Annotated in this window: 11 protein-coding genes; 5 read left to right on the top strand and 6 right to left on the bottom strand. The window is 68.0% G+C overall.

Annotated features, from left to right (window positions below):
- Positions 1–122 precede the first annotated feature (122 nt).
- Both AC1DYI_RS13925 and AC1DYI_RS13920 read left to right on the top strand, forming a co-directional pair.
- Positions 123–1,712: a M28 family peptidase gene (locus tag AC1DYI_RS13925; RefSeq protein WP_477204716.1), complete on the top strand. Its 1,590-nt coding sequence runs from the start codon at positions 123–125 to the stop codon at positions 1,710–1,712.
- Between the two features lie 189 nt (positions 1,713–1,901).
- Positions 1,902–4,631: a winged helix-turn-helix domain-containing protein gene (locus AC1DYI_RS13920; protein ID WP_477204715.1), complete on the top strand. Its 2,730-nt coding sequence runs from the start codon at positions 1,902–1,904 to the stop codon at positions 4,629–4,631.
- A 28-nt stretch (positions 4,632–4,659) separates the two neighbouring features.
- On the opposite strand, the gene AC1DYI_RS13915 is transcribed toward AC1DYI_RS13920, so the two are convergent.
- Both AC1DYI_RS13915 and AC1DYI_RS13910 read right to left on the bottom strand, forming a co-directional pair.
- Positions 4,660–5,415, bottom strand: coding sequence for a substrate-binding periplasmic protein (locus AC1DYI_RS13915; protein ID WP_477204714.1), 756 nt, complete (start codon positions 5,413–5,415; stop codon positions 4,660–4,662).
- Positions 5,416–5,511: 96 nt separating this feature from the next.
- Complete coding sequence (locus AC1DYI_RS13910) at positions 5,512–6,522, bottom strand: LLM class flavin-dependent oxidoreductase (RefSeq protein WP_477204713.1); 1,011 nt, start codon at positions 6,520–6,522, stop codon at positions 5,512–5,514.
- Between the two features lie 142 nt (positions 6,523–6,664).
- Between AC1DYI_RS13910 and AC1DYI_RS13905 the strand changes: the two genes are divergently transcribed.
- Entirely contained in the window at positions 6,665–6,916 is a 252-nt protein-coding gene (locus tag AC1DYI_RS13905) for a DUF3297 family protein (protein WP_477204712.1), read from the top strand.
- Positions 6,917–6,926: 10 nt separating this feature from the next.
- Positions 6,927–7,712: a hypothetical protein gene (locus AC1DYI_RS13900; RefSeq protein WP_477204711.1), complete on the top strand. Its 786-nt coding sequence runs from the start codon at positions 6,927–6,929 to the stop codon at positions 7,710–7,712.
- A 74-nt stretch (positions 7,713–7,786) separates the two neighbouring features.
- Here AC1DYI_RS13900 and AC1DYI_RS13895 read toward each other — a convergent pair whose 3' ends face one another.
- The gene (locus AC1DYI_RS13895; protein ID WP_477204710.1) at positions 7,787–8,827 is read right to left on the bottom strand and encodes a glycine-rich protein; all 1,041 of its coding nucleotides are present in this window, start codon (positions 8,825–8,827) and stop codon (positions 7,787–7,789) included.
- A 455-nt stretch (positions 8,828–9,282) separates the two neighbouring features.
- Positions 9,283–10,992: a pectate lyase family protein gene (locus AC1DYI_RS13890; RefSeq protein WP_477204709.1), complete on the bottom strand. Its 1,710-nt coding sequence runs from the start codon at positions 10,990–10,992 to the stop codon at positions 9,283–9,285.
- Positions 10,993–11,205: 213 nt separating this feature from the next.
- On the opposite strand from AC1DYI_RS13890, the gene AC1DYI_RS13885 reads away from it, so the two are divergent.
- Positions 11,206–12,648 (top strand): pectate lyase family protein, encoded by a 1,443-nt coding sequence (locus AC1DYI_RS13885; RefSeq protein ID WP_477204708.1) that lies wholly within the window; start codon positions 11,206–11,208, stop codon positions 12,646–12,648.
- Between the two features lie 46 nt (positions 12,649–12,694).
- On the opposite strand, the gene AC1DYI_RS13880 is transcribed toward AC1DYI_RS13885, so the two are convergent.
- Together AC1DYI_RS13880 and AC1DYI_RS13875 are read right to left on the bottom strand one after the other, a co-directional pair.
- On the bottom strand, positions 12,695–12,907 hold the full coding sequence (locus AC1DYI_RS13880; RefSeq protein ID WP_477204707.1) for a hypothetical protein: 213 nt from the start codon (positions 12,905–12,907) through the stop codon (positions 12,695–12,697).
- A partial coding sequence (locus AC1DYI_RS13875) for a carbohydrate porin (RefSeq protein ID WP_477204706.1) occupies positions 12,904–13,775 on the bottom strand: 872 nt, incomplete at its 5' end. The genes AC1DYI_RS13875 and AC1DYI_RS13880, both read right to left, overlap by 4 nt.

The following is a 13,775-nucleotide window of genomic DNA, read 5'->3' as shown; positions in this document are numbered from 1 at the left end:
GTTCTTGTTGCCTTGCACGCCCGGCGTGCAAGGCGGCCATGGGCTCGGCAACGGTGGATCAACTGAGATCTGGTGACGCCAAGGACCTTGAATATCCAAACACTCAGGAGACAAGGTTGACCATGAATCAGTTGCTTCGACCCACTTCAGCCACCGTCTTGGCAGCGCTGCTTTGCGCCACCCAGGCCTGGGGCCAGACACCCGACCAGTCCAGCGTGGCAGAGCCCACGAGCGGGCCCACCAACAAGGAATGCGAGGCCCGGGTCAACGACACCGTCGACAAGCTGCTCGAGTGCATCCGCAAGGACCCGCTGTGGAAGACGCTGAGCGCCTTTCAGGACATCTCGGACGCCCACCCCGGCTCTGACGGCCACGGCAACCGTGACACCGGCAGCAYCGGCTACAAGGCCTCTGTCGACCATGTGGCGGCGCGGATGAAAAAGGCCGGCTACCAGGTCACGATCCAGAAGTACAACTACACCACCTCGGTGATCGATGGCGTGCCGCAGTTCGGATCGTCCGACCGCGAGTTCGCGCTGGGCAAGGAATGGTTCGTGGCCCGGTTGTCTGGCGGCGGCACGCTGTCGGCGCCGGTCCAACCGGTTGGCGGCACAGGCACCGGCTGCCGCGCTGAAGACTTTGCCGGCTTCGTGGCCGGCCATGTGGCGCTGCTGCGGCGCGGCCCGTGCGCGTACGACGCTCAAGTGGAGCGGGCGCAAGCCGCTGGTGCGAAGGCCGTCATCGTCTACAACAACCGTGGTGAGTTGCCCGCCGCGACCGAAGCAGATGCGGTCGCAGAGCCAGCCGGCGCGGGTGGCGGCGGTGCCTTCGAACTGCGGCTCACGACGCCTGCCTCAATCCCGGTGATCGGCGCCGTCTCGTATGCGGTTGGGTCCAGGCTGGCGCAAGCTCATGAGAGGGGTGATGCGCCAGTCGTGCGTGTCGACATCCGCACGCGGGCTCAGTCCGGCATCGACTACAACCTGATCGCCGAATCGCCTTTCGGTGATGCCAACTCGGTGGTGGTGGTCGAAGGTCACCTGGACGCGATCTACGGTGCCGGCATGCTCGACAACGCTTCCGGCTCGGCGACCATCCTCGAGATCGCGCTGAAGCTGGCCAAGACGCCCACGCGCAACAAGCTGCGCTACGTCTGGTTCGGCGGCGAAGAGATCGGCCTGCTGGGCTCGCGCTACTACACGAAGAACCTGACCGCGTCGCAGCGCGATCGCATCGCGTTCGACATCGATGCGGACGTCACCGCGACGCCCAACTTCGACTACCTCGTCGCCGACCCGGCCAATGCATCAAACGTCGATCGCTTCCCCGACAACGTGGTGCCGGAGTCGAAGATCGGCAACCAGTTCTTCGCCGACTACTTCGCCTCGGTCGGCATCCCGTCGCGTGCCGCATCGTTCGGCAACGACGGCACCGACTCCAACTCGTTCAGCCTGATCGGCATCCCGAACACCGGCATCCTGACGCAACAGAACTGCTGCAAGCAGAACTGGGAGGTCAACATCTGGGGCGGCGTCACCGGCAACTACGAAGGCAAGATCCCGGGCCGCGACGGTGGCTGCGTCGACCGCTCGCACCGCTGGTGCGACAACCTGTCCAACAACGACCCGGTGGTGCTGGAGGTGGCGTCGAAGGCCACGGCGTACACGGTGTTCAACCTGGCGAACCACACGTTCGTCGCCCGCAGGCACTGACCTTGCACCCGCGCAGGCGAGGTTGACCACCTCCGCCTGCCGGCCTGGGTCGAGGACCGGCCGCCAAGCGCTGCGGCCGAATTGCCTGCCATGCAATCGAAGCGTCCGCATGCGCCGAACGGCCCATGTGGCGGCTGTCGCCCACCCATGGGACGTGCACCGGCGCACCGGCAAGGACAATCCCCGGCCATGTCTGTGGAGCCCTTGCCGCCCGCCCCCACGTCGTCACCCCCTTCCGTCCGGCCGTTCGCGCTGACCAAGATCCGGCCGCCCAGCGTGCGGCCGGACGTCGTTGCGCGCCCGCGCCTGGAAGCCGCGCTGACGGCTGCGCTGTTGCAGGCCAGGCTGACGTTGCTGGTGGCACCGGCGGGCTTCGGCAAGACGGTCGCGCTGGGCGCATGCCTCGAGGCCGCCCGCCAGGCCGGCACGGCGGGTTGCGTGTGGATCAGCGCAGACGAAGACGACGACCTGCCGCGTATCTCGGCTTGCACCGTCGCCGCGCTCGAACCTTTCAAGGTGCCGTGGAAACGATGGGTCTCCCCCGCTGCGACGGCCGCCGCGCTGACCGGCGCTGATGCGGAGCGCCGACGTGCGATCGCCAACGATTTCGTCAATGCGCTGACCGCCACCGCCGTGCCACGCGGGCTGATCGTCATCGACGACGCGCACCGGCTGGGCGACGTGGCGATCTTCGAGTTTCTCGATCACATGATCGAGCGCCTGCCGCCGCACTGGGGCGTGGTGCTGTCGTCTCGCATCGACCCGCCGATGGCGATCGGGCGCTGGCGTGGCCGCGGCGAACTGGCCGAGTTCCGCCAGGCCGAGCTGCGCTTCGAACTGGGCGAGGTGCGTGCGCTGGTCGGTGACACGGCCGACGCCTCGCCCTCGCTGCAGCCCGAGGCCTTGCTCGAGCGGACGCAGGGCTGGGCCGCCGGCTTGCGCATGGCGTTGCAAGCGCGGCGCAGTGGCGCGTCGTTGAGCGAACAGCACGTGTTCGATTTCGTTGCGTCCGAGGTGCTGGCCGAGATGCCGGAAACGAAGCGGCTGTTCCTCGTGCGCTGCTCGGTGCTGCCCGAATTGACGGCTGCGCGCTGCACCGCCGTGTCGGGCGATGCCGATGCGGCACGCTGGCTCGACGAGATCGAGCGGCAAGGCCTGTTCGTCTCGGTGCGTGGCGAGGGCGGTGACGCGGTGCTGGTGCTGCACGACCTGTTCCGCGCCTGCCTGGAACTGCAGTTGCAGCGCGAGCTGCCGCACGAATTGCCTCAGCTGCTGCAGCGCGCCGCGCTGCACGAGCCGGACACACCGCGGCGCGTCGGCTTCCTGGTGCGTGCCGGGGCTTGGGACGCCGCCCGAGCCGATCTGTTCGAAGCCGCGCCGGCGTTGATCACCGCCGGCGTCGTCGGCCCGGTGCACCGGCTGATCGAGCAGTTTCCGGCTGCGCAGCGTGACGCGCCAGAGTTCCAGATGATCCGCGGCCTGAGCGCCTGGGCACAGTGGGACTTCGACACGATGCGCGTGGCGATGCGCCGCGCGGTCGAGGGCTTTGCGCAAGCCGGCAACGAGCCGCATCGGCTGTGGGCGCTGGCGCACGAGGCGATCGGCCTGCTGGCCTCGCGCCAGCCGCAAGACGCCGCGCCACTGCTGGCCGAGTTGACCTCTGCTGGGCCGCTGGATGGCGAGGTGCTGATCACCACGCTGCACGCGCAGACTTGGCAGGCGCTGGAGCTGGGCCCGCTCGACGCGGTCTGCGCGTTGATGGCGCGCGAGTTGCAAGAGATCGAGCGCCGGCCCTTGCCAGTGCTTTGGTACAAGGCCTCGCCGACGATGGGCTTCGTCGGCCTGCCCGGCTCGCGGGCGGTGCTCGCCCAGTACGCCGAAGGCGCCAGTGCCGCGGCCGGCGGAGCGCTCTCGGCGCTGCGCGTGCTGGCCACGGTCATCCAAGGCTGGCTCGAAGCCTGGGCTGGGCAAGCCGACGAGGCGCAGGCGCTGCTGCAAATGGCGGCCGACGATTCGCGCTGGCTCGACCAGGCCGAGGTCATCGGCTGGCAGGTCGCGATGGGCCAGGCCTTCGTTCACGCGCTGCGAGGCGATGCAGCGGCCGCGCTGGCCGCCACGCGGCATCCGCTACCGCGTCCCCGGCCCGGGCTGGTCAGCTCGCGCCGCCACACGCTCGAGTCCTTGGCCCTGACGATCAGGATCCGCGTCGCCAGCGCGTTCGGCCTAGACGCGGACGTTCGCGAGGCACACCAGCGCCTCGCCCAGATGCCGTTGCCACCTGGCGACCGGCCGTTCACCCAACACCGCGCGGCGCTGGCAGGACACGCGATGCTGGCGCAAGGGGATGCCGACGCGGCTCAGCAGCTTTGGCGCGAAGCCCTGCTGGCGCACGAGGGTGATCTGCGCATGCTGGGGCTGGACACTGAATTGCGCCTGCGGCTGGCGCACGCGGCCGTGCACGACGGTCAGACCGGGCCCGCCGCGCAATGGCTGCGGCCGGCCCTGGCGCGTGCCACCGCCGAGCAAGCAGCCACCCCGTTACTGCTGCTCGGCCGGGGCGTGCTGGGCGATTTGGCGCAGCACGACTGGCAAGGCCTGTTGCCACCTGGCGAACGGCAGCAGCTGCAAGCACTGCACAACGCGTGCGCGCCCCTCGCTGCCRCCGTGGCCCCGCGCGATGGGCGCGCCGCGGTGGTCGCGGCACCCGAGGGCCCCGGCGAGCCGGCGCTGACCGAGCGCGAGACCGAGATCCTGCGGCGGCTGGCGGCCGGCGACAGCAACAAGGTGATCGCGAAAGTCTTCGACCTGAGCCCGCACACCGTGAAGCGGCATGTGGAGAACATCCTCGCCAAACTGCAGCTGAACTCACGCGGTCAGGTCGCGGCCTGGTTCCACTCGGCCGCCGAGCGCAGAGGCTGAGGCAGCCCCCTCGCCGGCGGGCGACAGCTCAGGGCGTCGACAAATGGCGCTCGACGAGGCGATCAAACTCACCCGAGCGGCGCAGCGCCTCCATCGCCGCATCGAAACGCGCCAGCAGCGCGCCCTTGTGCTGTGCGCGGCTGAAAGCCAGGTGCGCCGTCTTCATCGCCAGCGGCACCGGCAGCACCTGCAGTGACGGAAAGTTGCCGGTCGCCAGCGTCTTCCGGCTCCCCTGCTCGATCGAGATCACCGCGTCCAGCCGGCCGGCCTCGAGTTTGTTGAAGTTCGGGGAGTCGCCGACCACCTCCTCGACCTGGAAGCGGCCGGCCGCGCGCATCGCATCGAACTCGTCGCCATAGCTCCAGCCGCGGATCACACCAATCCGCAAGCCGGCCAGGTCTTCGAGGCCGGCAAAGTGCAGCGCACGGTCGCGCCGCGCCACGACAACCAGCTTTTCGGTAAGCAGTGTCGCGCTGTAGTCGTACTTTTGCAGCCGCTCCTGGGTCTTGTAGATGCCGGCGACGCCGGCAGAACCCGCATCGATCTCGGCGATCGCGCGCTTCCAGGGCACCGCATCGATCTGCACCGGTTCGTTCATCAGCCCGAATGCGAGGCGCAGCATCTCGGGGTAGAAGCCGGCGGCCATGCCGGTGGCATCAGCGAACATGAAGGGCGGATCGTTCGCATCGATGTCGACCCGCTCCTGCGCCCGCACGGCGATGCTGCCCAGCAGACCCGCCAGGCCCATCGCCATTGCCCACGCCGCGAACCAGGACTTGCGCATCGTCAGCCCCACCCATCAGCGCTTGTTATCTCCCCGATGGCAGGGTGTAACTCTTGGCCCGGTCRCTGGCTATGGGGAAACCGAGCAGCGGACAGGTCAGTTCGCGACTGCAGCGCCGGCGGTCACCATGCCCGCGGCCTCGGCAATCAACTCGATCGAGCGGCGCCGCAAGGCCGGATCGAACACCGCCGAGACGATCATCAACTCGTCGGCCTGGGTTTCGTCGGCGAAATGCCGCAGCCCGCTGCGCACGGTGTCGACCGAGCCGATGACCGAGCAGGCCAGCATGCCCGCGGCATGGTGCTTCTCGGCCGGCGTCCAGTAGCTGTCGATGTCGTCGATCGGCGGCGGGAACAGCCCGCGGCGGTTGCGCACCATGTTCGTGAAGGCTTGCTGCTGCGAGGTGAACAGCCGTCTGGCCTCTTCATCGGTCTCGGCGGCGATCACGTTCAGGCTGACCATCGCATGCGGCTTCGGCTGCCGTTCCGATGGCCGGAAGGTGCTGCGATAGACCTGCAGCGCCTGCTGCAGCGCGGCTGGCGCGAAGTGCGAGGCAAAGGCATACGGCAAGCCCAGCGCCGCCGCCAGTTGGGCCCCGAACAGGCTGGAGCCGAGGATCCACAGCGGCACCCGCAACCCGGCTCCCGGCACCGCGCGGATCGACTGCCCTTCTTGCACCGGCTCGAACAACGCCTGCAACTCCTGCACGTCCTGCACGAAGGTGTCGGCGGCGTGCGGGTCGCGCCGCAGCGCGAGTGCGGTGTGCTGGTCGGTGCCCGGGGCGCGGCCCAGGCCCAGGTCGATGCGGCCGGGGTACAGGGATTCGAGCGTGCCGAACTGCTCGGCGATCACCAGTGGCGAATGGTTGGGCAGCATCACGCCGCCAGCGCCAACGCGCAATGTGGTGGTGCCGCCGGCCAGGTAGCCGATGACGACCGAGGTCGCCGCGCTGGCGATGCCGGTCATGTTGTGGTGCTCGGCCACCCAGTAGCGGGTGTAGCCCAGCCGCTCGGCGGTGCGGGCAAGCGCCAGGCTGTGGCGCAGTGCGTCGGCCGCGGTGGCGCCGACGGTCACGGGGACGAGGTCGAGAATGGAAAGAGGAGGCATCGCCCAATGTAGGGCGAAGTCATGAACCCCACGGGGTGTCGGTCCTTGCCGATCTGTGCTTGCGATTCCGAAGGAGCGTGCAGATCCTCGACAATGCCGGCCTTCGCGGGTGCACCGCGACCCCTGCATTTCGAGGATTCCGATGAGCCAAGACGACAAGACGCCCCCGCCGCTGCCCGACCACCTGTCGGTCGACCCGAAGAGCCCTCACCACGTGGCGGCGGTGTTCGAGCACGACATCGGCATCCGCTTCAACGACAAGGAGCGGCACGACGTCGAGGAATACTGCATCAGCGAAGGCTGGATCAGGGTGCCCGCCGGCAAGACGCTGGACCGCAAAGGCAAGCCGATGCTGATCAAGCTGAAGGGCAAGGTCGAGGCGTTCTACCGCTGAGCCTGGCGAGATGACGACCTCATCGAACGACTCCCGCGCCCGGCAGCGGGCACGACGACAAGCTTCGACGGCCGCGGGCGACGCCCATCCGCCCGAGGTGCTGGCCGGCCAGTCGCCCCACGGGCACCGCGACGGCGTCTACTTCGAATCAGCCTTCGCGAGTGCGGCCAAGAAGCCCATCGACGGCGTGGTGCTGCAGGCCACGCTGGCCGAGCGCGGATGGTCGGCGCTGGCGCTGGGCGGCGACCCGAAGCGGCCGGCTCGAAAACCGCAGACGCTGGAAGCGACCTGGGTCGTCAGCGCCCAGCTCTCGCAGGCGGCGCTCGAAGCCGCCGTTGCCCAGGCCGTGGCGGCGTTGCCCGAGGCCGAAGATGAGCTGGACGACTGGCTGCAGGCGTTCACCGAGTCGGCCCAAGGCGCGAGCTTCGAGCTGGAGCACTTCAAGGGCTGGTCAGCCTCGCAGTGGTTCGACCACGAGTTCGGCGACAGCGGCGATGAAGATGATGATTTCGACGACGAGGATGAGGACGATGACGACGGCACCGCGGCCGCCGCGCACGCCGACGACGTCGCCGCCAAGCCCTTCGCCGCCTTTCCGGCCGCGCTGCAAGACACCTTGGCCCGCTCGCGGCAGGTGTATGTGCTGCGCAGCGAGCAGGCCGGCGACGAAGGCGCCGCGTGGCAAGCGTCGCTGGCCGACGCGTGCGAGGCGATGGCCCGCGCCCTGGGTGAAAGCACCGGCTCGGTGGAGTTGTTCGAACGCGAGAAGAACGACTGGGGCTACCGCGTCTGGTGAGCCGGTGTGATGAGCCGGGCTCGGTGAGCCCGGTATTGATGCCCTGCGCCGACCGGGCATCGGGCGTTGCCGGCTCAGTGCTTGCCGGTCAGGCGCATGACGATCTTGTCGCCCGGATGGGCCACCAGCCCGGCCGCGGTGCAGTTCCACGCCGTGCCCTGCTTCATTCGCAGCGTGAAGTGCTGGCCGGTGGTCGCGTTGGTGCAGTCGACGAATTGCAGCCCCACCTCGGTGACGGTTCCGCCGATCTCGAAGGTCTGGATCACCACGCGCCCGGGAAAGCCGGCGGCCAGCGGCCCGCCGCCACGGCCGGCGTCGTTGGCGTAGTCCGGGTCCGTGATGTTGGCAGCGGTCTGGCCGTTGCCGGCCACCGTCGTGCCGCCCGACGGCACCAGGCTCGAACCGCCTCCGCCGCCGCCGTCACCCACGTCGGTGCCGCCGCCACCACCGAAATAGCCGCCGCCACCGGCGCCATTGCCGCAGTCGTCTTGCGGCGGCGCGTCGCCGCCGACGAATGCGCCACCAGGCTGGCCGGCGCCGTAACCTGCCCCGCCCTGTGTCTGGGTGCCTGGGTCACCAGAGTAGCCTGGCCAAGGCGACGGCGCGCCGGCCAGCCCGCCGCCGGCACCGCCATGGGCCGGTGGATAACCAGTGGCTGAGCGGCCGCCACCCCCGCCGGCACCGGCCGTGATCACCTCGGCATTCGATGCGCGGCGCACCGCCGATCGCCCGCCACCGCGTCCGCCGGGCCCGGCGCCGCAGACCGTCTTCGGCCCGCCGCCGCCATAGGCACCGCTGCCGGGGCCGGACTCGCCACCGCCGCCCACGATGATCGTCAGCTGCTCGCCCGGCGTCACGTTGAGCGTGCCGCTGACAAAGCCGCCCCCACCGCCCACATCACTCAGGTACGGCTCACCCCCGGCGCCACCAGCCCCCCAGGCTTTGACGTTGATCTTGGTCACACCGGAGGGAACCACGTAGACCTGGTCGGCGCCGGTGTAGCTGAAGACAGTGGTCGCCRCATGGGCCCCGCCCATGCCGCCGGCGAGCAACGCCGCCAAGAGAGAAAGACGACCCAGGCGACGACCCGCCGCCATGTCATTCGATGACTTCATGGAAGTACTCCCGTCAGAGAAACTGCATGGCCGCAAACTGCCGCAGCCATCCCGCCGGTGACATCGATGGTCTTGATCCGAGACGGACATCGCTGGGGCGCAGGCACGGCTTTGCCACGCGCCTGCAGGCACCGATCCGTCGATTGATAGCGCAGCCTGGGCTGCGGCGGCCACTGTCAGCACTGCTGTGCCGTTTGGCCGGCGCCCCGGATCACGCGCACGCAGCCCCTCCAAGACGACATGCACGCGTTCACCACCACACCGGGCCGTGTGGTCTTCGACAGCCTGCCCAGGGTCGAAACAGTGGGTTGACCGCTACAGAAACACGGCGGCGTCGATTGAACTGCAACCACCTCGCCGAAGCAATGCACGGCATTCGGCCAGCAGGGTGACTGCATCGCAGCAGTCTGGCGGTCTGCGAAAGGCACCTCCGCCGATGCCGTGCATCTCGCGCGTCAGTAGTGCCCCGGCCCCGCAAAGAACGGCGCACTGCGACGCGCCTGGTCGCCACTGAACGGCGTCAGGCCGCCACCGGCCGGCGCGAACTTCTTGAAGTAGTCGAGCACCGTCAGGTCCTGGCGGAAGTTGTTGTCCTGCGGCACCGGCTCGCTGATGTTGGCCGTGCAGTTGCGGCCGAGGAAGGTGCGGCAGTTCTGCTGCGCCGAGTCGCTGACCTGCGTCAGCGGGGCCCAGACGTAGCCGGCATCGCTGCTGTCGATGATGGGCACAGAGACGTTGCCGAAGTGGTTGCCCTCGACCAGCACACGCGCCGGTTGGTGCGCGTCGAGCGCGTGCCAGAAACCATCGTCGAAGGCGTTGTTGACCAGGTGCATCAGGCTGCTGCCGGTACCGCTGCCMACGTCCGGCGCGCGGCCAGAGAAATGGTGCAGCCAGTTCCTGGCGAAGGTGATGCTGTCGGCATTGCCGATCAGCAGCAGGTTCCAATAGTGCTTGCCGTTGCAGTAAGGCGAGTAGTCGTTCGTGCCGTCGAAGTCGTTCCACGAAATGGTTACGTTCGAGGCCTTGCCGTAGCCCGCAACGATCATCTGGCGGCCGATGCGGTTGAAGCGGTTGTGGTCGATCCACACCCGGTCGGCGTCATTCAGCGTGATCGCATCACCGGCGAACACGACGCCCGCGTTCAGGTCACGGAACGTGAGGTTGCGGATCACGACGTTCGACGCGCCGCGGTCGACGATCACGCCCTTGCCGCGGATCGTCGCGCTGTTGCCCAGCCCGACCAGCGTCTTGTTAGACCCGATCGTCAGAGGCGTCGCGCCGGCCTTGTCGAAGGTGACGTTGAACTTGGGCTTGCCGTCGCAGTGGGTGTCGGCGTCGTTCAGCAGCGCCAGGCGCTCGCTCTTGGTTGGCGCGGTGCATTGCGCGGTGTAGCAACCGAGCTTGGTCTGCGTGCCTTCGCTGCCGGTGAAATCGATCGTGCCTTTGACCTGCACGATGCGTGGCGTCGTGTCGGTGCAGGTGCTGCCGTTGAATGAGCCGCACAACGCGTCGCGCAAGGCCTGCGGTGTGCGGACCACCACAACGGCTCCACCGGCGCCGCCGGTCACCAGCGCCCCGAAGCCGAGCGGCGCTGACGACACCGTCGCCGGCACGTACAGGTTCGCGCGCAGCAGCACGGAGCCATATGCGCCGCCGGCCACCCAGACCTTGCGCGCCGGGCCGCCGCCGGGAAAGCCGTTCGGCAAGCCGCCACCCAGGTCCACCGCAGTGGGCCAGCCACTGTCGTCGTAGCCGGGYTGCGCCCACGGCCCCGCCGGGCCGCTGACTTCGCTGCCCGTCGCAAGCTTGGCGCGCCACAGCACGCTGCTGCCCATGCGGCCGAACTTGCCGTTCAGGTCAGCCACCGCGAACGGATTCGCACCGGTGCTCGAAGTGGCCCGTAGCGCGATCGTGTTGTCCCCCACCACCAGCGCGCGGGCGTAGGCCGCCAGCCGCGTTGCATTCGCTGAACGGCCCATGTACTGGCCGTTGATGTAGACCTCGACCTGCCCCGTGCCTTGCACGGTGATCTTGCTTTTCGCGGGGTCGAAGGCCTGTGCACCCGTCGCCGCCAGCAGCACTGCCGCACCGGCCAGCAGGCCCATCGGCCAGCGCCGCAGCGGCAGAACAAGACACCTGAACGCCAAGCTGAAAAGTAATCTCATTTTCAACAGATCGGTTTGATGACGACGGCGGGACTGTAGGAGTTTTCAGTCGTCAGACGTCGTAAGAGATTGAAAACATATGACTATATTGATGGTCAGCGTTGTCATTCCTGGTGATACTCCGGCCCGCTTCGGGCACCCCCGGGGCATCGATTCACGCGCTGCGGCAAGAGCGCAGCAGCGACCCATCCAACAGACCCGGAGACCTCTGGAATGGACCATCGACKAGAGTGGCTGGTGGCGGCCTTCAGCCTCGCCGCCGCCGCACATGCGCAAGCACGAGACTGGCCTGAGGGCTACTCGAAATGCGCCGACGAACACGAGACTTGCAAGGTCGGCACCGCGCCGCGCCCGGTCTCGTTCGGCATCAAGGACCGCTGGGTCATCAAGACCCTGACCGGCAACCCCACGTGCGAGACCGCCACCTTCGGCAGCGACCCGTACCCTGGCGTGGTCAAGAAGTGCGCGGTCGGGCCAGACGGCACTCCGCCCCCACCACCGCCGCCGCCACCTCCTCCGCCCCCACCGCCCCCGCCCCCTCCCCCGCCGCCGCCCCAGGACGCCAGCCGAGAAGTCGCCCCAACCTCCGGCTGGGCCGGCCAGTCCGGTGGCACCGCCGGCGGCAGCAAGGCCGCCAACTCTGCGGTCTACACCGTCAGTTCAGCGTACAGCCTGCTGAAGGCGCTGAAGGACCAGGGCACGAACCCGAAGATCATCAAGGTCTCGGGCACGATCGACATGACCGCGGCCGACAACGGCGGCCCGTTCAAGAGCGGGTCTGACCAGGCCGCGCGCAACGCGATCCGCCTGCCTTCGAACACCACGCTGATCGGCGTTGGCAACAACGCGCAGCTGCTGAACGCGACGGTGCTGATCAACAAGGTCGACAGCGTCATCGTGCGCAACCTGCGCATCGTCAACCCGTGCGACATCGCACCCGTGTGGGACCCGGACGACGGCGACGCCGGCAACTGGAACTCGCGCTTCGACGGCATCACGGTCGACGGCGCCAAGCACGTGTGGATCGACCACAACCTGTTCACCGATGCGCCGGTGACCGACGACACGCTGCCTGTCGTCAACGGCAAGATCAAGCAGTGCCACGACGGCGCGCTGGACATCAAGAACGCGGCCGACTACGTGAGCGTGTCGAACAACGTCTTCGACCAGCACGAGAAGAATGGGTTGATCGGCTCGGACGACGGCGCCAGCGGCGATGACGGCCACCTGACCGTGACCTACGCGCTGAACCTGTTCCACTCGGTGGCGGAGCGCGCACCGCGCGTGCGCTTCGGCCGCGTGCACGTCTACAACAACGCCCACGTCGGGACGCGTTCGGCCAATGTGTACGAGCACGAGTACAGCATCGGCGTCGGCTACAAGGCGCGCATCATTTCGCAGGCCAATGCCTTCGACATCAGCGGCGCCAGCAGCTGCGGCGAGATCGTCAAGAACCCGGGCTCGTCGAGCAAGTCGGGGACGATTGTCGACAGCGGCTCGTTGTTGAACGGTGCGGCGCTGTCGCTGTCGAGCAAGTGCAGCTTCAGCAACGCCGTGGGCTGGACGGTGCCCTATAGCTTCCCGCTGTTGTCGGCCAGTGTGGTGCGCACCACCGTCGAGGCCAATGCCGGTGTTGGCAAGCTGACGGTCAAGTGATCGAGTCGGCCTGGGGTGTTTCCGCCCCAGGCCGATTTACGGCGACTCAATGGAAGAACAGGTAGAGGACGATCAGCACGATGCCGGGTACGCCGAGCAGCCATGCGAGGAAATACTTGCCCATGATGTGCTCCGTGTCGGAAAGTTTTGAAGTGACACAAGCGTAAGAGCAGCGGCCGCCGAGGGCTGGCAGCGGGCAGCGCATGTTGGCGTAGGACAGTGCCGACCGAAGCAACCCGCTCGGCACTGAATCGCTCAAAACCAGATCTCGACCTGCGCGCCGTAGCTGGTGCCCGACTCCTTGCCGTCGAACGCGCTCTCGCCGGTGACCACCGCGCCGTTGACGCCACTCCACTTGGCGTGCGTCACATACAAGCGCAGCTCGGGCCGGTTCCAGAATCCGGGGCCGGTGGCCAGCGTCGGTGCGAAGGTGAACTTGGTCAGCTTCTGCGCGCTCTGGCCTTCGGGCTTGACCTGCGACAGGCCCAGTTCGCCGAGCAGCTTGAAGTTCTTCGTGACCGCATACGAGACACGGCCGCCGAGTGACATCGAAGTCGTTGTGTTGCTATCACCAGTCACCGCGTCTGGCGCACGCTGCTGCGACCACAGTGCGATCGCCTGGCCGCCGAAGTTGCCCTGCTGCCAATTGAAGCTCTCGACCATGCGCCACGCCTTGGTGCGGCTGTCGGCCAGCAGGTCACCGAAGTTGCTGTTCAGCGAGCTGGTGCCTTGCGCGTACTGCAGCCAGAAGCTGTTGGCGCCGCCGAGGAAGCCGTCTTGCACGTGTCGCACGGACAGCGCGGCGCCCTTGGCGCCTTCGGTGGCCTTGGTCAGCGTGCCGACCAGGCTCAGCTTGCCACCGGGGTTGACGCCCCAGTCGTAGAACTCGGCATTCAGGCGGTGGCCGGCGTTGACCTCGTCGCCGTCGGTCTTGTAGTACGCAACACCGAGCTTGCCGGGGCCCACGCCGATCTCCTTCGCGCCGGCACCGACACCCTTCATCTCGGTGAAGAAGGTGTCGACGATATGCACGTCACCGCGGCGACCACGCTCCTTGCCGATCCAGAACACCGTGGTCGGCGAGACGTCGACACCCTTGATCTCGGCGTACATCTGCTCGATGCCGA

It is taken from the genome of Ideonella sp. P3_A4 (genome assembly GCF_056403075.1).
Note: the sequence above shows the minus strand (reverse complement) of the source record. Positions and strands in the feature narration are given on the sequence as shown.

What these genes read in the sequence shown, in the direction of transcription:
- AC1DYI_RS13915 (WP_477204714.1), bottom strand. Translation starts at nt 5,415, where the DNA reads ATGCGCAAGTCCTGGTTCGCGGCGTGGGCAATGGCGATGGGCCTGGCG.
- AC1DYI_RS13905 (WP_477204712.1), top strand. Translation starts at nt 6,665, where the DNA reads ATGAGCCAAGACGACAAGACGCCCCCGCCGCTGCCCGACCACCTGTCG.
- AC1DYI_RS13900 (WP_477204711.1), top strand. Translation starts at nt 6,927, where the DNA reads ATGACGACCTCATCGAACGACTCCCGCGCCCGGCAGCGGGCACGACGA.
- AC1DYI_RS13910 (WP_477204713.1), bottom strand. Translation starts at nt 6,522, where the DNA reads ATGCCTCCTCTTTCCATTCTCGACCTCGTCCCCGTGACCGTCGGCGCC.